The sequence below is a fragment of the Nocardia veterana NBRC 100344 genome (assembly GCF_000308855.1).
GTDB lineage: Bacteria > Actinomycetota > Actinomycetes > Mycobacteriales > Mycobacteriaceae > Nocardia > Nocardia veterana.
In genome coordinates, this window is record NZ_BAGM01000004.1 from 13,579 (window position 1) to 31,082 (window position 17,504).

At 68.2% G+C, this 17,504-nt stretch carries 14 protein-coding genes; 4 read left to right on the forward strand and 10 right to left on the reverse strand.

Annotation, left to right across the window (positions count from 1 at the left end; genetic code table 11):
• Positions 1–556 precede the first annotated feature (556 nt).
• The 3 genes from gltB to ON37_RS00150 all read left to right on the forward strand — a co-directional run bounded on the left by gltB (position 557) and on the right by ON37_RS00150 (position 8,000).
• Positions 557–5,245 (forward strand): glutamate synthase large subunit, encoded by a 4,689-nt coding sequence (gene gltB / locus ON37_RS00140; RefSeq protein WP_051030984.1) that lies wholly within the window; start codon positions 557–559, stop codon positions 5,243–5,245.
• Between the two features lie 59 nt (positions 5,246–5,304).
• On the forward strand, positions 5,305–6,774 hold the full coding sequence (locus ON37_RS00145; RefSeq protein ID WP_040715154.1) for a glutamate synthase subunit beta: 1,470 nt from the start codon (positions 5,305–5,307) through the stop codon (positions 6,772–6,774).
• Positions 6,775–7,076: 302 nt separating this feature from the next.
• The gene (locus tag ON37_RS00150) at positions 7,077–8,000 is read left to right on the forward strand and encodes a cutinase family protein (RefSeq protein ID WP_083892609.1); all 924 of its coding nucleotides are present in this window, start codon (positions 7,077–7,079) and stop codon (positions 7,998–8,000) included.
• Between the two features lie 88 nt (positions 8,001–8,088).
• Here ON37_RS00150 and ON37_RS00155 read toward each other — a convergent pair whose 3' ends face one another.
• The 5 genes from ON37_RS00155 to lysX all read right to left on the reverse strand — a co-directional run bounded on the left by ON37_RS00155 (position 8,089) and on the right by lysX (position 13,795).
• Positions 8,089–8,712 (reverse strand): VOC family protein, encoded by a 624-nt coding sequence (locus tag ON37_RS00155; RefSeq protein ID WP_051030985.1) that lies wholly within the window; start codon positions 8,710–8,712, stop codon positions 8,089–8,091.
• Between the two features lies 1 nt (position 8,713).
• Positions 8,714–9,238, reverse strand: coding sequence for an RNA polymerase sigma factor (locus tag ON37_RS00160; RefSeq protein ID WP_040715284.1), 525 nt, complete (start codon positions 9,236–9,238; stop codon positions 8,714–8,716).
• Positions 9,239–9,384: 146 nt separating this feature from the next.
• A complete protein-coding gene (locus ON37_RS00165; RefSeq protein WP_245552879.1) occupies positions 9,385–9,648 on the reverse strand; it encodes a hypothetical protein in 264 nt (87 codons plus the stop codon).
• Between the two features lie 117 nt (positions 9,649–9,765).
• Positions 9,766–10,398, reverse strand: coding sequence for a histidine phosphatase family protein (locus tag ON37_RS00170; protein WP_040715159.1), 633 nt, complete (start codon positions 10,396–10,398; stop codon positions 9,766–9,768).
• 61 nt (positions 10,399–10,459) lie between these two features.
• The gene (gene lysX, locus ON37_RS00175) at positions 10,460–13,795 is read right to left on the reverse strand and encodes a bifunctional lysylphosphatidylglycerol synthetase/lysine--tRNA ligase LysX (protein ID WP_040715286.1); all 3,336 of its coding nucleotides are present in this window, start codon (positions 13,793–13,795) and stop codon (positions 10,460–10,462) included.
• 180 nt (positions 13,796–13,975) lie between these two features.
• Here lysX and ON37_RS00180 point away from each other — a divergent pair, with 180 nt between their 5' ends.
• On the forward strand, positions 13,976–14,197 hold the full coding sequence (locus ON37_RS00180) for an RNA-binding S4 domain-containing protein (RefSeq protein ID WP_040715160.1): 222 nt from the start codon (positions 13,976–13,978) through the stop codon (positions 14,195–14,197).
• Between the two features lie 19 nt (positions 14,198–14,216).
• On the opposite strand, the gene rraA is transcribed toward ON37_RS00180, so the two are convergent.
• From rraA to ON37_RS00205, 5 genes are all read right to left on the reverse strand, one after another.
• On the reverse strand, positions 14,217–14,702 hold the full coding sequence (rraA, locus tag ON37_RS00185) for a ribonuclease E activity regulator RraA (protein WP_040715162.1): 486 nt from the start codon (positions 14,700–14,702) through the stop codon (positions 14,217–14,219).
• Positions 14,703–14,764: 62 nt separating this feature from the next.
• Positions 14,765–15,223, reverse strand: a complete 459-nt coding sequence (locus ON37_RS00190) for an SRPBCC family protein (protein ID WP_040715165.1) — start codon at positions 15,221–15,223, stop codon at positions 14,765–14,767.
• 92 nt (positions 15,224–15,315) lie between these two features.
• Positions 15,316–16,257, reverse strand: coding sequence for a CopD family protein (locus ON37_RS00195; RefSeq protein ID WP_040715167.1), 942 nt, complete (start codon positions 16,255–16,257; stop codon positions 15,316–15,318).
• Entirely contained in the window at positions 16,254–16,808 is a 555-nt protein-coding gene (locus tag ON37_RS00200; RefSeq protein WP_040715168.1) for a copper resistance CopC family protein, read from the reverse strand. Before ON37_RS00200 ends, ON37_RS00195 begins: the two co-directional genes overlap by 4 nt.
• A complete protein-coding gene (locus ON37_RS00205; RefSeq protein WP_040715170.1) occupies positions 16,805–17,470 on the reverse strand; it encodes a YcnI family copper-binding membrane protein in 666 nt (221 codons plus the stop codon). Before ON37_RS00205 ends, ON37_RS00200 begins: the two co-directional genes overlap by 4 nt.
• Positions 17,471–17,504 lie beyond the last annotated feature (34 nt).

Sequence of the window (17,504 nt, forward strand, 5' to 3'; positions counted from 1 at the left end):
TGGCGCCCGGCGGGGAAATCTCTTCCGACGCAGGTGAGAGCGTTGCGCTGGGCTGGCTTCCCAGTTCGCGGCCGATGTGCAGGCGCTATCGGCGGCAGTGGCGAACGCGACTCAGCGATCGGCGCTACCTGCTTTACACTGGAGAACGCGCAGGTAGTGGAGGACCGATGAAGATGCCCAGGTAGACGGAGTATTTAGCACAACCTAAGTTGGTTGGGCTCCGGTCCTGACTTATCGTTTGCTCTAGGTGTCGGACGCGAAATGTCCGACTCGTCGCCCGAACTCGGCCACGAGCCGCAAGCATCAGCCTAGCGGGCGAGCACGGCGCGGTGGGTAAGGAACTCCGCAGAGTTCCGCTACCACCGAGCACCCGACTACGAAACCGAAGCGGGTGGACAACTGGAGAGTTTGACTGCACGGGATGACCATCAGCGCCGCTGGTCGCCGCAACGTCCGGACGCAGTCTAGGCGGAGGCGTTTCGACGAGGGCCATCAGACGAAGGCACCGAATCGAAGGCCTCTTCGTTGAAGGCGCCTATTTCTTGAAGGCAGAGGCATGACGCAACTTCCTGGCCACCGCGGCGAGCCGCGAATTGGACACCGCTCACCGGGTCGAATTGGTCTTTACAACCCGGCGAACGAGCACGACGCCTGCGGTGTCGCGTTCGTCGTCGATATGCATGGCCGTCGTAGCCGCGACATCGTCGACAAGGCTATTACGGCACTGCTGAACCTGGAGCACCGTGGTGCTGCGGGTGCGGAACCCAATTCCGGTGACGGTGCGGGCATCATGATCCAGATTCCGGACCGGTTCTTCCGGGCCGTGCTGGCCGAAAGTGGCGCCACCTTCGAGTTGCCGCCGGAAGGCTCCTACGCCACCGGTATCGCCTTCCTGCCGCAGGCCCGCCGGGAAGCGGCGCGCGCGTGCTACCGGGTCGAGAAGATCGTCAAGGAAGAGGGCCTGGCCGTTCTGGGCTGGCGCGAGGTTCCGATCGACGAGTCCTCCCTGGGTGCGCTCTCGCGCGATGCCATGCCGACCTTCCGGCAGCTGTTCATCGCCTCGCCGGCGGATTCCGCCGAGCAGCTCAGCGGCATGGACCTGGAGCGCCGCGCCTATGTCGTGCGCAAGCGGGTCGAGCACGAGCTCGGCAAGCAGGGCGCCGGCGAGGGTGCGGTCGGCCGCGAGACCGTCTACTTCCCGAGCCTGTCCGGCCAGACCTTCGTCTACAAGGGCATGTTCACCACCCCGCAGCTGCGGGCGTTCTACCTGGACCTGCAGGACGACCGGGTCGAGTCGGCGCTGGGCATCGTGCACTCGCGCTTCTCGACCAACACCTTCCCGTCCTGGCCGCTGGCCCACCCGTTCCGCCGCGTCGCGCACAACGGTGAGATCAACACCGTCACCGGTAACGAGAACTGGATGCGGGCGCGTGAGGCGCTGCTCAACTCCGAGATCTTCGGCACCGACAGCGAGGGCAACAACCGGCTGGAGAAGATCTTCCCGGTCTGCACGCCCGGCGCCTCGGACACCGCGCGCTTCGACGAGGTGCTGGAACTGCTGCACCTGGGCGGCCGCAGCCTGCCGCACGCCGTGCTGATGATGATCCCCGAGGCGTGGGAGCGGCACGAGTCGATGGACCCGGCCCGCCGCGCCTTCTACCGCTACCACTCGATGCTGATGGAGCCGTGGGACGGCCCGGCCTCGGTGTGCTTCACCGACGGCACCGTCATCGGCGCCGTGCTGGACCGCAACGGCCTGCGTCCCTCGCGGATCTGGGTCACCGAGGACGGTCTGGTCGTCATGGCCTCCGAGGTCGGCGTCCTCGACATCGAGCCGTCCAAGGTGGTCCGCAAGGTCCGCCTGCAGCCGGGCCGCATGTTCCTGGTCGACACCTCGCAGGGCCGCATCATCAGCGACGACGAGATCAAGTCGCAGCTGGCCGCGGAGCACCCCTACCAGCAGTGGCTCGACGAGGGCATCATCAAGCTGGCCGAACTGCCCGACCGCCCGCACGTGCACATGTCGCACGACCGCGTGCTCATCCGCCAGCAGATCTTCGGATACACCACCGAGGAACTGAGCCTGCTCATCTCGCCGATGGCGAAGACCGGTGGCGAGGCCCTCGGCTCGATGGGTACCGACACCCCGATCGCGGTGCTGTCCTCGCGGCCGCGCCTGCTGTTCGACTACTTCGCGCAGCTGTTCGCGCAGGTCACCAACCCGCCGCTGGACGCCATCCGCGAGGAGGTCGTGACCAGCCTGCGCAGCACCATCGGTCCGGAGGCCGATCTGCTGCACCCGGGCCCGGAGTCCTGTCGTCACATCACGCTGACCCAGCCGATTCTGGACAACGACGAGCTGGCCAAGCTCATCCACATCAACGACGACGGATCGCGGCCGGAGCTGCGCTCGGTGGTCGTGCGCGGCCTCTACCCCGTCAAGAAGGGTGGCAAGGGCCTGCGCAAGGCGCTCGAGGCGATCAACGCCCAGGTCTCGGCGGCGATCGACGGCGGCGCGCGGATCATCGTGCTCTCCGATCGCGAATCCAACGAGAAGTTGGCGCCGATTCCGTCGCTGCTGCTCACCGCCTCGGTGCACCACCACCTGGTCCGCGAGCGCACCCGCACCAAGGTCGGCCTCGTGGTCGAGGCCGGTGACGCGCGCGAGGTGCACCACATGGCGATGCTGGTCGGCTTCGGCGCGGCCGCGATCAACCCCTACATGGCCTTCGAGTCGATCGAGGACATGCTCGACCGGGGCGCCCTGGAGATGCCGGGCAGCACCGGCGACAAGGCCGCCGACTACGCGCAGGCGGTCAAGAACTACAACAAGGCCGCCGGTAAGGGCGTGCTGAAGGTGATGTCCAAGATGGGCATCTCCACCATCGCCTCCTACCGGGGCGCCCAGTTGTTCCAGGTCGTGGGCCTGTCGCAGGAACTGTGCGATCAGTACTTCACCGGCCTGACCTCGCCGCTGGACGGTATCGGCCTCGACGAGATCGCCGAGGAGGTCGCGGCCCGGCACCGGATCGCCTTCCTGGAGAACCGCACCGAGCGCGCGCATCGCGAACTCGAGATCGGCGGTGAGTACCAGTGGCGGCGCGAGGGTGAGTACCACCTGTTCAACCCGGACACGGTGTTCAAGCTGCAGCACGCGACCCGCTCGGGTCAGTACTCGATCTTCAAGGAGTACACCAAGCTGGTCGACGACCAGTCCGAGCGGCTGGCCTCGCTGCGCGGCCTGTTCAAGTTCAAGACCGAGGGCCGGCACCCGATTCCGATCGAGGAGGTCGAGCCGGCCAGCGAGATCGTCAAGCGCTTCTCCACCGGCGCGATGAGCTACGGCTCGATCTCGGCGGAGGCGCACGAGACGCTCGCCATCGCGATGAACCGCCTCGGCGGCCGCTCCAACTCGGGTGAGGGCGGCGAGTCGCCGGCCCGCTTCGAGCCGGAGGACAACGGCGACTGGCGGCGCAGCGCGATCAAGCAGGTGGCCTCGGGTCGCTTCGGCGTGACCGCGCACTACCTCACCAACTGCACCGATATCCAGATCAAGATGGCCCAGGGTGCCAAGCCCGGCGAGGGCGGCCAGCTGCCCGCGCACAAGGTGTACCCGTGGGTCGCCGAGGTGCGGCACTCGACGCCGGGTGTCGGCCTGATCTCGCCGCCGCCGCACCACGACATCTACTCGATCGAGGATCTGGCCCAGCTGATCCACGACCTGAAGAACGCGAATCCGCAGGCTCGGATTCACGTGAAACTTGTCGCGGAGCCGGGGGTAGGGACGGTTGCGGCTGGAGTTTCCAAGGCGCACGCCGACGTGGTGCTGATCTCCGGCCACGACGGTGGCACCGGCGCCTCGCCGCTGACCTCGCTGAAGCACGCGGGCGGCCCCTGGGAGCTCGGCCTGGCCGAAACCCAGCAGACGCTGCTGCTCAACGGTCTGCGCGACCGCATCGTGGTGCAGGTCGACGGCCAGATGAAGACCGGCCGCGACGTGCTGATCGGCGCGCTGCTCGGCGCCGAGGAGTACGGTTTCGCGACCGCGCCGCTGGTGGTGTCCGGCTGCGTCATGATGCGCGTCTGCCACCTCGACACCTGCCCGGTCGGCGTCGCGACCCAGAATCCGGTGCTGCGTCAGCGCTTCACCGGTAAGCCCGAATTCGTCGAGAACTTCTTCATGTTCATCGCCGAAGAGGTGCGGGAGCTGCTGGCCTCGCTGGGGCTGCGGTCGCTGGACGAGGCCATCGGCCGGGTCGACCTGCTCGACACCAGCAAGGCCAAGGAGCACTGGAAGGCGAGCAAGCTGGATCTGTCGCCGATCCTCGACGATGTCGAGACGGCGTTCATGTACCAGGACCGCCGCTGCACCAAGGCCCAGGATCACGGCCTGGACAAGGCGCTGGACAACCAGCTGATCGCCCAGGCGGCGGACGCGCTCGAGCGCGGCAAGCCGGTCAAGTTCGAGACCAAGATCACGAACGTGAACCGCACGGTCGGCACCATGCTCGGCCACGAGGTGACCAAGCTCTACGGTGGCGCCGGCCTGCCCGACGACACCATCGACATCACCTTCACCGGTTCGGCGGGCAACAGCTTCGGCGCGTTCGTCCCGGCCGGTATCACGCTGCGGGTGTTCGGTGACGCCAACGACTATGTGGGCAAGGGCCTTTCGGGCGGACACCTGGTGGTGCGGCCGTCGCTGAACGCGCCGGAGTCGTTCGTCGCCGAAGAGAACATCATCGCGGGCAACGTGATCCTGTTCGGCGCCACCAGCGGTGAGGCGTTCATCCGCGGTGTGGTCGGCGAGCGGTTCTGCGTGCGCAACTCGGGCGCCACCGCGGTGGTCGAGGGCGTGGGCGACCACGGCTGTGAGTACATGACCGGCGGCCGGGTCGTCATCCTCGGCGAGACCGGACGCAACTTCGGTGCCGGTATGTCGGGCGGTATCGCCTACATCTACAACCCGAACGGCACGTTCGAAGCCAACCTCAACACCGAGCTGGTCGATATCGAGCAGCTCGAGGGTGAGGACTTCACCTGGCTGCGCGACGTCGTCGCCCGCCATCGCGACGAGACCGGTTCGGCCGTTGCCGAACGCGTCCTCAGCGATTGGTCGCAGCAGGTGAACCACTTCGTGAAGGTTATGCCTCGCGACTACAAGAAGGTATTGCTCGCTATCTCCGAGGCTGAGAAGGCCGGGCGGGATGTCGACGAGGCGATCATGGAGGCCGCACGTGGATGACGTGAGACGCGTGGATGACGCGCGGACGGCTTTGAGAGGCGAAAATACGGAGGCCGCACGTGGGTGATCCACAGGGATTTCTGAAGCACACCAACCGGGAACTGCCCACTCGCCGTCCCGTCCCGCTGCGACTGATGGACTGGAAAGAGGTCTACGAGGAGAACTTCTCCCACGAGACCCTGCAGACCCAGGCCAGCCGCTGCATGGACTGCGGCATCCCGTTCTGCCACAACGGCTGCCCGCTCGGGAACCTGATTCCGGAGTGGAACGACCTGGTCTTCCGGGACCGCTGGCGCGAGGGCATCGACCGGCTGCACGCGACCAACAACTTCCCGGAATTCACCGGGCGGCTGTGTCCGGCGCCGTGTGAGGCGTCGTGCGTGCTGGGCATCAACCAGGATCCGGTGACCATCAAGCAGGTCGAGGTCGAACTCATCGAGAACGCCTTCGACGAGGGCTGGGTGCAGCCGGTGTACCCGACCCGCCTGACCGGTAAGAAGATCGCCGTCGTGGGTTCGGGTCCGGCCGGTCTGGCCGCGGCTCAGCAGCTGACCCGCGCGGGCCACACGGTCACGGTGTTCGAGCGCGACGACCGCATCGGCGGCCTGCTGCGCTACGGCATTCCGGAATTCAAGATGGAGAAGCGCTTCATCGACCGCCGGCTGGCGCAGATGGAGGCCGAGGGCACCATCTTCAAGACCGGCGTGAACGTCGGTGTCGACATCACCGCCGAGCAGCTGCGCGAGCGGTTCGACGCGGTGGTCCTCGCCGGTGGCGCCACCATCGCGCGCGATCTGCCGATCCCGGGTCGTGATCTGGACGGCATCCATCAGGCGATGGAGTTCCTGCCGCTGGCCAACCGGGTGCAGCTCGGCGATCCGATCGCCGACGAGGAGGGCCTGCCGCCGATCCACGCCAAGGGTAAGAAGGTCGTCATCATCGGTGGCGGTGACACCGGCGCCGACTGCCTGGGCACCTCGCATCGCCAGGGCGCGGCCAGCGTGCACCAGTTCGAGATCATGCCGAAGCCGCCGGAGCAGCGGGCCGAGTCGACCCCGTGGCCGACCTACCCGCTGATGTTCCGGGTCTCCTCGGCGCACGAAGAGGGCGGCGAGCGCGTCTTCTCGGTGAACACCGAACGGTTCATCGGGAAGGACGGCAAGGTGACCGGCCTGCAGGCGCACGAGGTGCAGAACGTCAACGGCCGTTTCGAGAAGGTCGAGGGCACCGACTTCACCCTGGAGGCGGATCTGGTGCTGTTGGCGATGGGCTTCGTCGGCCCGCAGAAGCCGGGTCTGCTCGAGGATCTCGGCGTCGGTTACGACCAGCGTGGCAATGTCAAGCGCGGTAAGGACTTCCAGACCACCGTGCCCGGTGTCTTCGTCGCCGGCGACATGGGCCGCGGTCAGTCGCTGATCGTGTGGGCCATCGCCGAGGGTCGCGCCGCCGCTTCCGCGGTGGACAAGCACCTCGAGGGTGAGACCGCGCTGCCGGCGCCGATCGCCCCGACGGCGGTCGCCCAGCGCTGACCGCTCGGACGAGCCGAAAAAACACAGGCGCCCACGGACTTTCGAGTCCGTGGGCGCCTGCTTTTTGTGGTCTGTACTGCGGAAACGGGTACTCGCGTCCCAAACATCGGAAATCGGACGGGTTTTCGGGCTCGGATGGCAGCCCGCCGATGCCGCAGTTATCCTAATGACCGGTATGCCGCCCGGAGTCGCAGGCAGCTGTGCGTTGCCTGGAATTCACCGCACGGCAATTCGGCGGCGGCATCATCATCGGCGAAGACGTAGGGGTAGCCCCGGCGAGGGCTGGCTTGAACTGGAGCAGCATGCGGTTGAAGAAGGTTGTCGCGGCCGCCGGGGCGGCGGTGGCGGTACTGGCTGGAATGGCGGTTTCGGGTACCGCGCTCGGAAGCGGCTCCGCGACTGCGGATCCGGGATGCCCGAGCCTGTACGTCGTCGCGATCCCGGGTACCTGGGAGACCGGTGACCACAAGCCCGACCACATGGTCGGTCCCGGCATGCTGTCGGGTGTGACCCGCGGCCTGCCGAGTTCGGCGGATGTCGACTACGTGAGCTACGCCGCCACCGCCTTCCCGTGGGAGGGCGACGTTTACGGCGCTTCCAAGAAGGAGGCGACCGACATCGCGCGCGGCCTGATCCAGGCGATGGCGGCCCGGTGCGCGGGCACCCATTACGCGATCGTCGGATACAGCCAGGGTGCCGACGCCGCGGGTGATCTGGCGGCCGAGATCGGTACCGGGCTCGGCGTGGTGACGCCGGACCGAGTGTCCGGCGTGGGTCTGATCTCCGATCCGCGTCGTTCGCCCACCGACATCCAGGTCGGTCCGATCGTCGGCGGCGCCGGTGCGGGCGGTCCGCGCGTCGGTGGCTTCGGCTTCCTCAGCGATCGGGTCCGCACCATCTGCGCCGCCGGCGATCTGTACTGCTCGACCGAGGACACCGACTACGTGACCCGGTTCGCCGGCTTCCTGGCCCAGGCCTCCGGGGCCAGTGCCGCGAACCTGTGGCGCTACCAGCTCGAGGCCGGCTCGATCATCGGCGACCTGATGGCCCACGGCGGTATCTCGACACTGCAGTCGCAGCTCAGCGACGATGCGAACCAGCAGCGGGTGAAGCAGCTCGAGCACTTCTACCAGTCCGGTACGCACACCTCCTACGGCAGCTACCAGGTCGGCGGCGGACAGACCGCGATCTCCTGGATGCACAACTGGATCGCCGGAATGGCCTGAGCGCCAACGGTTCACCACCGACGAGGGCCGGCCCCGGACAATCGGGGCCGGCCCTCGATGCGTTCACCGGGCGCGACAACGGACGGTCTCACCGGGTCTCGTGGGGCGCCACGAGCAGGATCCAGCGGTGTCCGAACGGGTCGACGATGACCGAGCCACGACCGTAGGGCTGGTCGCGGGGCTGGCGCTCGACGGCGGCCCCGGCGGCCGCGGCGCGGCGGGTCAACTCGTCCACCTCACCGACCTGCAGGTGCAGCGAGTGGCTGTGGGTGGGGCCGGCGGGTGGCGCGACCGGAACGTCGGGCCACAGTTCGGACCGTTCGGAGACCATCAGCACCGCGTTGCCGAGACCGAGTTCGGCGTGCCCGATGGTGCCGTCCGCGTTGACGATCGGCTCACCGCGCCGCGTCGCCCCGAAGACGGTGACGTACCAGTCCAGGGCTCGGCGGGCGTCGTCGACGACGATATAGGGCGTGAGGGCCGGGTACGAGGTAGCCGGCTCCGCGGCCGAGCCACGGGTGTCGGCTTCGGTCATGATCGCTCCTCTCGGGGTCGGGACATCGGATTCGCGAGCAGTTCGGTCCGTCGCGGAACGGCCGGCGGCAGCGTGCACGACGGCATCGACCAGCCGTTCCCGCAGCCGCTCGGCGAAGGCCGGGTCCGGGTGAACCGGCTCGGCGGGCGCGCGAAGGGCATCCAGCGGATCGGTCATGTCAGCCCTCCTCTCCCACGTAGGCCCGGCGAAAGGCATTGCGGGCGCGGACCAGTAGCGCCTCGGTGGCGTGCACGGTTCGATCGAGGTGGGCGGCGACCTCACCGACCGGCAGGCCGTCCACATAGCGCAGCGTCAGCGCGGCCCGATGATGCGGACCGAGCTGGGCGAGCACATCGCGGGCGCGGATCGCGTCGAGCGCGCCGTCCCAGGGATCCTCCGCCTGGTGCTCGACGGGATCGCTGTCCCACGCTCGCAGCCCGCGCTGCTCCCGCTCGACCCGTCGCCAATGATCGGCCAGCTTGTGCCTGGCCACTCCGATCAACCACGGCACCGAGGGCCGCGTGGCGCCGGGCTTGCGCACCGCCGCCACCGCGGCGAGAAAGGTCTCCGCCGTCAGGTCCTCGGCCAGCGCCCGCTCCCCGCACCGAGCCAGCAGATAGCCGTAGACGTGCGGCAACGCCTCGTCGTACAGCTCCAGCAACCCGAACGCCGGATCGGGCCGCACGGGCGGTCTCGTGCTCACACCTTCATAGTCGTCCGGGCGGACCGGTTTCCGACGGGTGACGCGAAATTCTCCGGTCCGACAGAATGCCGCCATGACGGCGAAGGCCACTCCCATCGGAGTGGCCTTCGGGCACGTCCGGCTACGGCGAGTTCGGCTACGGCGACTCAGCCGAACGAGCCGGTGGGTGGGGGAGCGGGCAGGAAGCCGCCGGGGAATCCGCCCGGCTGCCAGGGACCGTTGTCGCGATCGTGGTCGTGGTGATGGCGCCATCCGTCGTGATCGTGGTCGTGCCGGTCGATCGGGGCGGCGGACGGAGTGTCGGCGAAGGCGGGAACGCCGACCGCCGCCACGGGGGCGACGGCTACCGCGCCGGCGATCGCGATGCGGGCGATAAGCCGGCGGCGGGTGGTATTCGTGGAGGAGAGCAACGGACTACCTTTCTCGCGGAACATGGGCCGTCGTGCGGGCCCACGACTCCCATCGAACGAGCGGCCGCTGGGACGAGCAGCCGATCGCGCTGGTAATCCGCTGTGAATTCGGCAGTGTCAGTTCGTGTCCGGGAGATTGCGCGGCAGCAGATCCCACACGTGACTGTTCTCGTTGATCGTCGCGGCGGTCCGGCGACCGCTGCGGGAGAACAGGATTCGGGTGATCGAGCAGTAGTCGATCGGGAAGGTCAGCGGGCGCTCCAGGCCCAGAACGTCCTGTAGCAGCACGTTGACCACTCCGCCGTGAGCGAAGGCCACCACGGTGTCGGCCGGTTCGGCTCGGTCGACGATCTGCGCGACCGTATCGAGCACTCGGGATACGAACGCGGGCCCGTCGATCTGTTCGGGCAGATGCCCGGCCTTGATCCGGTCGTAGGTGGCGCGGAAATCGCGTTTGGCATCCTCGATCGGGATGTAGGCGGGCAGGTCCCGGTCGTATTCGGCCAGTCCGTCGAGCACCTCGACCGGCAGTCCCAGCTTCTCCGCCGTCGGCGCCGCGGTATCCAGCGCGCGGCGCTGTGGACTGGACAGCACCCGGGCGATCCGGTGCCCCCCACCGGCGAAGCGAGTGATCACGGCCGGCACCCGCCGGGCCTGTTCGGCCCCCAGCGGGGTGAGTTCGGGGTCGGCGGGACCGTCGGTGGTCAGCACCCGCCCGGGCTGGGCGTGGCGCACGAGAACGAGCTGCACGGATCTACTGTGCCGGACGCCGGTTCCCGCCGTGGCGACGGGTACCGGCGGCTCATGGCGCTCAGCGGCCCTCGCCCTGGCCGGTGCGTGGTTTGACCAGCGGGAACGGCAGGGTTTCGCGGATGCTGCGGCCGGTGATCAACATGACGACCCGGTCCACGCCCACGCCGAGGCCGCCGGTCGGCGGCATCGCGAATTCCAGTGCCTCCAGGAAGTCCTCGTCCAGTTCCATGGCCTCCGGATCGCCGCCCGCGGCCAGCAGCGACTGTTCGGTGAGGCGCCGGCGCTGTTCGATCGGATTGGTCAGTTCGCTGTAGGCGGTGCCGAGTTCCACCCCCCACGCCACCAGGTCCCAGCGTTCGGCGACACCCTCGATACTGCGGTGGGCCCGGGTGAGTGGCGAAACCGAGGTGGGGAAGTCGATGTAGAAGGTCGGTTCCTGGGTCCGGTCCTCCACCAGATGTTCGTACATTTCCAGCACGATCTGGCCGGCGTCCCAGCCGGGCTGATACGGCACCTCGGCCTTGTCGCACAGCAGGCGCAGCCGGTCGACGTCGGTCTCGGGGGTGATGGATTCGCCGATCGCCTCGGAAATCGCGCCGTGCACCGTGCGTACCGGCCAATCGCCGGAGATGTCGACCTCGGTGAGGGTCCCGTCCGGGCCGGGACGCAGCGCCACGCACGCCCCGTTCGCCGCGATCGCCGCGTTCTGGATCAGCTGCCGGCAGGCGTGCATCATCCGTTCGTAATCGCTGTGCGCCTCATAGGCTTCCAGAATCGTGAATTCCGGATTGTGGCTGAAGTCCACACCCTCGTTGCGGAAGACCCGGCCGAGTTCGAAGACCTTCTCCATACCGCCGACGCACAGTCGCTTGAGATACAGCTCGGGCGCGATCCGTAGATACAGGTCGAGGTCGTAGGCGTTGATGTGGGTGCGGAACGGCGCGGCGTTGGCGCCGCCGTGCACCTGTTGCAGCACCGGCGTCTCGACTTCGAGAAAACCCCAGCCGTTCAACGTATCCCGCAGCGAGCGCACCACCGCACTGCGTTTGGCCAGCACCTCGCGGGTTTCGACGTTGATCGACATGTCGACGAAGCGCCGGCGCACCCGCGCCTCGGGATCGGCGAGGCCACGCCACTTGTCCGGCAGCGGATGCAGGCATTTGCCGATCATCCGCCAATCCTGGGCCAGCAGGGACAGCTCGCCCCGCCGGCTGGCGCCGATCTGTCCGCTGACCTCGATCAGGTCCCCGAGGTCGAAGTATTCGTCGAACGAGCGTGAGCGGCGCGCGCCGACCCGGTCCCGGTCGATGAGGATCTGGATATCGTCGGACCAGTCCCGCAGCACCGCGAAGATGACGCCGCCGTAATCGCGAATCCGTAACAGCCGCCCGCACACCCGCACCGTCGTGCCCTTGGGGGAGCGGCGGGCATCGGCGATCGAATGGGTCGGCGCATAGGCCACCGGGTAGGCGTCGATCCCGGCCTGTTCCAGCCGCTGCACCTTGTCCATCCGCACCCGCACCTGCTCGGGCCGCCGGGCCGCGGCCTGTTCGAGCGCCGAGGGCGGCGGTTCGGGCGGGCTGCCGTCGGCATGCAGGCCGGTCAGGGTCTCCGGAACCGTGGAATGCAGACCGGTGTGGGCCGAGGCATCCGGCTGTTTGCCGAATCGGGGGAGGAAGCCCTCGGCCAGCGCACTGGCGAGCGCCACCCGCGGCAGCTGCCGGCGTTCCTCGAAGATGAAGAACCGCGGCACCCACTGCGGCTGGTATTTCACATTGGATCGGTACAGCGCCTCGAGCTGCCACCAGCGGCTGAAGAACATCAGCACGCTGCGCCAGAGCCGCAGCACCGGGCCGGCGCCGATCCGCCCGCCTTCCTCGAACACCGAGCGGAATACGGCGAAGTTCAACGAGACCCGGGTGATGCCGTACTGCTCCGAGCCGAGCGCCAGCTGGGAGATCATGAATTCCATGATTCCGTTGGGGCCCTTGGGATCCCGGCGCATCACATCGAGCGAGACGCCGCTGCGTCCCCACGGCACCAACGACAGCATGCCCCACACCCGGCCCGCGGGGTCGACGGCCTCGACCAGCAGGCTGTCGCCGTCGAGCCGGTCGCCGAGCCGACCGAGCGCCATCGAGAAGCCGCGCTCGGTTTCGGTATCGCGCCAGGCGTCGGCGCGGGCGATCATCTGCGCCATCTCGTCCGGCGTCAATTCGCTGTGCCGGCGGATCCGGGTCGTGAAGCCCTGTTTGCGTAACCGGTTGGCGGCCTGGCGAACCTGCTTCATCTCCGGCCCGGCCAGCGAGAACGACCGGGTGTCGAGGATCGCTTCGTCACCGAGCCGCAGCGCCGACAGGCCGGCACGCCGGTAGGCGGTGGCGCCGAGTTCGCTCGCGCCCATCACCGCGGGCGCCCAACCGTATTCGTCGGCCAGCCGCAACCAGGCATCGATGGCCTGCGACCACGCCTCCCGGACACCGATCGGATCGCCCGAGGCCAGGCAGACCCCGAGTTCCACCCGATAGGTGATCGCGGCCTTGCCGCTGGGCGCGAACACCACCGCCTTGTCGCGGCGAGTCGCGAAGTAGCCCAGGGAATCCTCGACATCGGAGCGATCGAGCAGTCCGCGCACGGCCGACTCGTCCAGGCCGGTCATCGCATTGGCGGCCCGCTGCGAGCGGAACAGCACCAGCGCCGCGGCCAGCAGCGCGATCGCGCCGAAGAGGCCGAGCAGCAGATTCACCGGGTGGGGTGGATGACCGTCGAAGTTGTTGTCGGCGACCAGGATTGTCGCGGTCACCCGGGAAACCGCCCACAACGGACGTTCCGCCCCGCGCGGCAGACTGCCGGGGAACAATTCCACCAGACCCCAGCCGAGCAGACTGCCGACCACCAGCCCGCCGATGAGAACACCCAGGGCCTTCCAGACCGCGCCGCGGCGCACCCGGGTGTAGAACTCGGGCCAGGCCGCGATCATCAGCCCGATCACCGCGATGTGCACGATCAGCGCCGCGACGGCGTGTGGATCCTGTTCCTCGGCGATATCCAGCGCGTTGGCCAGGGCGAACAGCGCCATGTAGCCGACCAGCAGCCACCAGGCGATCCGTTTTCGGGAGGCGGTGGCGCCGGCGAGCAGACCTACGATCACCGCCCACATCAGGTTGGTGTCGGGCGCGTCGAAGTAGTAGGCGTCCAGATAGTGTCGCGGCACCGAGGTCAGAAAGCGCAGTCCGGGCGAAATGCTCCACAGCGCACAGAGAATCGAGAAGACGCCCAGGACCAGACCGACCAGGTGCGGGACTTCGCTGAGCCGACCGTGGGCGCGATGCGGAACCGGGGAGGACGGTGATCTGCGATCGCGGTCGTGGAGCCGGTCTTGCGTGGAAGTCACCGGTCCAGTGTGCGGGCTGGGGCCGCTCACCGGGAGAAGGTCACCGGGCGAGTCCTGCTCGTGCACGGTCATATTCGATCCTTTCGCCGGATACCGGCGGCAGCGCCGGCGGGCCTCGACGCCCGGCCCTCGATGGGGGCGGCGTGCGGCCCGTCGATCGCGGCGGTAAAGATGTACCCCATGTCGGATCCAGTCGATGTGCCGATCGAAGACGATGTCATTCGACTCGGGCAATTTCTGAAGCTGGCCAATCTCATCGACAGCGGCTCGGAGGCGAAGACCGTGATCGCCGCCGGACTGGTCCGGGTCAACGACGAGGTGGAGCTACGGCGGGGGCGCCAACTCCACGCCGGAGACGTCGTCGCCCTGGCCGGCCACCGGGTACGCGTGGCGGCCGGCTGATCCGGCGGCGATCGACGAGTCATTCGGCGCGCACGACGATCCCGTCGTGATCGCTGTAGAGCATCTCGCCGGGCACGAAGGTGACGCCGCCGAATTCGACCGGCACGTCACGCTCACCGGAACCGGTCTGCGTACTCTTGCGCGGATTGGTGCCCAGCGCCTTGATACCGATATTCAGGGTGCGCAGAATCGCCGAATCGCGCACGGCGCCGTTCACGATCACGCCGGCCCAGCCGTTGTCGACACCGCGCCCGGCGATGATGTCGCCGACGAGTGCGGTGTGGACGCTGCCGCCGCCGTCGACAACGAGGACCCGCCCCTCGCCGGGTTCGCTGAGAGTCTGCTTGACCAACAGGTTGTCCTGGAAGCAGCGGATGGTGACGATGCGTCCGCTGAACACCGGATTGCCGCCGAACTGCGTGAACTGGGTGTCACAGCTGCGGATCTCGGGGCCGATCTCATCGGCGAGGTCGGCGGTTGCCACTGGGTTTGCTGAATCGGTCACCAACCAAGCTTGCCATGTGGCCGATCCGCTCATCCTGAGACCTTGCGACCGCGCAGCCGCGGTCAGCCGTCCAGCGACCGGTGATATTCGGCGATCTTGGTGGTCAGATTGTGGGTGGTGTGTTTGACCGACAGTTTCACGAACGGCTCGATGGTCTTGCCCAGCACCTTGCCGGCGATACCGCCGGGTACCCGGTATTCGACGATCGCGTCCACGGTGCAGGCGGATTCGCCGCGGGGATGGAACAGGAAGGTCGATTCGATCTCGAATCCGGTGACCGCCTTGACCGCGATCGCGACGTTCTCCTCCCAACGCACGATCTGCAGCCGCGAGGTCAGCGACGCCGGGCCGAGTTTGATCTCGGTGTCGAAGGTCGCGCCCAACCCGCCCACCTGTTCGGTGACCGGGCGGAAGGAATGGACCTCGGTGACGAATTCCGGCAGATGCCGATAGTCGTCGACATAGGCGAACGCGGTCTCGGCCGGCGCGGCGCAGTCGGCCACGATCTTCACTGCGGTCATGCGTGTCACCGTAACGTGTTGCAGTCCGGCCCGTGCCGGATGTAATTGCTATCACTCCAGTTCGGGCGCTATATCGTGACCCGCCGCGAGGATCAGGCGGTAACCGACAGGGTGGCGGCCAGACCGAAGACCACGGCCATCACCGCCACCTCGAGCAGGGCCCGACGCAGCGACGATTCCGCACTCATCCGATGGTCGCTCGCCACCGGCACCCAACTGCGCCGCCACCACCAGCCCAGCCCCAGCAGCGCGACGACCATGATCGTTTTGGCGAGCAGGATCCGGCCGTAGCCGGTGTCCACGAGGGCCGCGAGATCGCCGATCCGAACGAGTCCGTTGCAGATCCCGGTCACCGTTACGGCGGCGATGGCGGGCAGCGCCCATCCGGAATAGCGCGGCAGGATGACGGCCCATTCGCCGCGCGTGCGCACCACCAGTGCCAATGCCACCAGCATCCCGAACCAAGCGGCCGCGGCCAGAGCGTGCACGGCGGCCAGCACCGAGCCCAGCGTCTGCTGCGACATATGCCCGGTGATCGGCCGCAACACCAGGGTGACCGCGGCGAACACCAGCACCAGGTCGGTGGTCCCGCGCTCCCGCCGGCGATAGGCCAGGGTGCTGTATCCGGCCACCGCGACCGTGCCGATCAGTACCGCGATCCCGATCTGACCACCGCTCACATGGGCCAGGTAGTCACCGAAATCGGCTGCCCGCAAACCGAGTACCGAGACGCCGACCACTTCGGCGGCCTCGGTGGCGAGCAGGACGAATTCCGCCAGCGACCAGAGTCCGCCGAGCACCGCGAGCAGCCGCCATGCCGGCCGCAGTCGATCGTGCAGGCGGGGCAGGACGGCCAGGCCGAGCACGGTGGCACCGAGACCGTCGGCCAGGGCGCGCACCGGGGCCTCGGCCTGGACCGGATCGGGAGCGGCCAACGCCCATCCCAGCCCGACGCCGACGAGGGCGGCCGGGACGACCAGCAGCAACGCGTATCGCAGCGCCGTCGATCTGCCGCCGGTCGTCCCCGGTCTCATGGTTTGCCGCCGCTACCCGACCGCCGGGAGCGACCGCCGAACAGCGCGAACGCGAGACCGCCACCGAACAGCACGACGGCGGCGACGATGAACACCCACAGCGGAACGCCGCCGGAATCGCCACCCTCACCGGAGTTGCTCTTCGCATCGGCCTTGGGCCCCGGCGTGCCGTGGCCGGGCGCGGTCAACTCGAAGGCGCGGGTGCCGCTGACCGGATGGCCATCGGCCGAGGTGACGCGGTAGGCCATGGTGTAGGTCCCGGCCGGTCCCAGATCGCCGACCTCGATGCTGACGGTCGGCCCGTCCACCACGGGCTTACCCTTCGACCACAGATTGCCGTCGGGTCCCACCACGGTCAGTGACGGAAAGCTCGGCTGCAGATTCTCGTTGAAGGTGATGCTGACCCGAGCCGGACCGGTGGCGATCCTGGCACCGTCGGCCGGATCGGTGGCGACCACGGTCGAGTGGGCGGCAGCGGGACCCGCCACCGCGATCGCGAGTCCGCCCGCGGCCAGCACACCGACGACGGCCAGCAGGATGCGGCGGATCATGCGCGCCGCCCCCGGATCAGGCTGCCCAGACCGAGCGCCGCGCCGAGTGCGCCCAGCACCAGGCCGATACCACCCAGCCAGCGCGCGGTGTTGTCGGAATCGGCCTGGTCGGAGTGGCTTTCGCCCGAGGTCGCGCCGGCGGCGCCGTGATCGTCGTCGGCGTCGTGCCCCGCGGCGAGGGCGACCGTGGGCGCCGGATGTTCGGGTTCGTCGCCGCCGGCGGGCATCGGTTCGTTCCAGTTGACCACTTTGCCGTCGCTGTAGGTCTGGGTCGCCGGGAAGCTGATCTTGTCCTGTTTCGGCAGCGGGCCGACCGAGACGGCGAAGCGCTGGAACTGCTCGGGGGTGATGCCCGGATTACCCGGTGCGGCGGTCCAGGTCACGGAGGTGAACTGGTTCTTGTCGTTCTTCTCGACCTTGGCGGTCCAGCCCGGCAGCGGTTCGGTGCGGGCGGAGGCGACCTGCGGCAGGGCCACGGTCAGCTTGGTGGTGGACGCGGTCGCGGATTCGGTCGGTACCCGGAAGGTGACGACGGCGTAGCCGCCCTGGGTGGCCCCGGGCGCGTCGGCGGTGACGTGCGCGGCAGCCGTTCCGGCGGCGAACAGGGCGAGACCGGCGGCGGCGCCGGTGGCGACGAGGGCGCGCGAAAGCGCAAGAGACACAGATGATCTCACGGTGGATGACTTTCTCGGTACG

Bases quoted from the DNA above. Each gene is read 5' to 3' on its own strand.
- gltB (WP_051030984.1), top strand. From the start codon at position 557: ATGACGCAACTTCCTGGCCACCGCGGCGAGCCGCGAATTGGACACCGC.
- ON37_RS00150 (WP_083892609.1), top strand. From the start codon at position 7,077: ATGCGGTTGAAGAAGGTTGTCGCGGCCGCCGGGGCGGCGGTGGCGGTA.
- ON37_RS00155 (WP_051030985.1), bottom strand. From the start codon at position 8,712: ATGACCGATCCGCTGGATGCCCTTCGCGCGCCCGCCGAGCCGGTTCAC.
- ON37_RS00180 (WP_040715160.1), top strand. From the start codon at position 13,976: ATGTCGGATCCAGTCGATGTGCCGATCGAAGACGATGTCATTCGACTC.
- ON37_RS00190 (WP_040715165.1), bottom strand. From the start codon at position 15,223: ATGACCGCAGTGAAGATCGTGGCCGACTGCGCCGCGCCGGCCGAGACC.
- ON37_RS00195 (WP_040715167.1), bottom strand. From the start codon at position 16,257: ATGAGACCGGGGACGACCGGCGGCAGATCGACGGCGCTGCGATACGCG.
- ON37_RS00200 (WP_040715168.1), bottom strand. From the start codon at position 16,808: ATGATCCGCCGCATCCTGCTGGCCGTCGTCGGTGTGCTGGCCGCGGGC.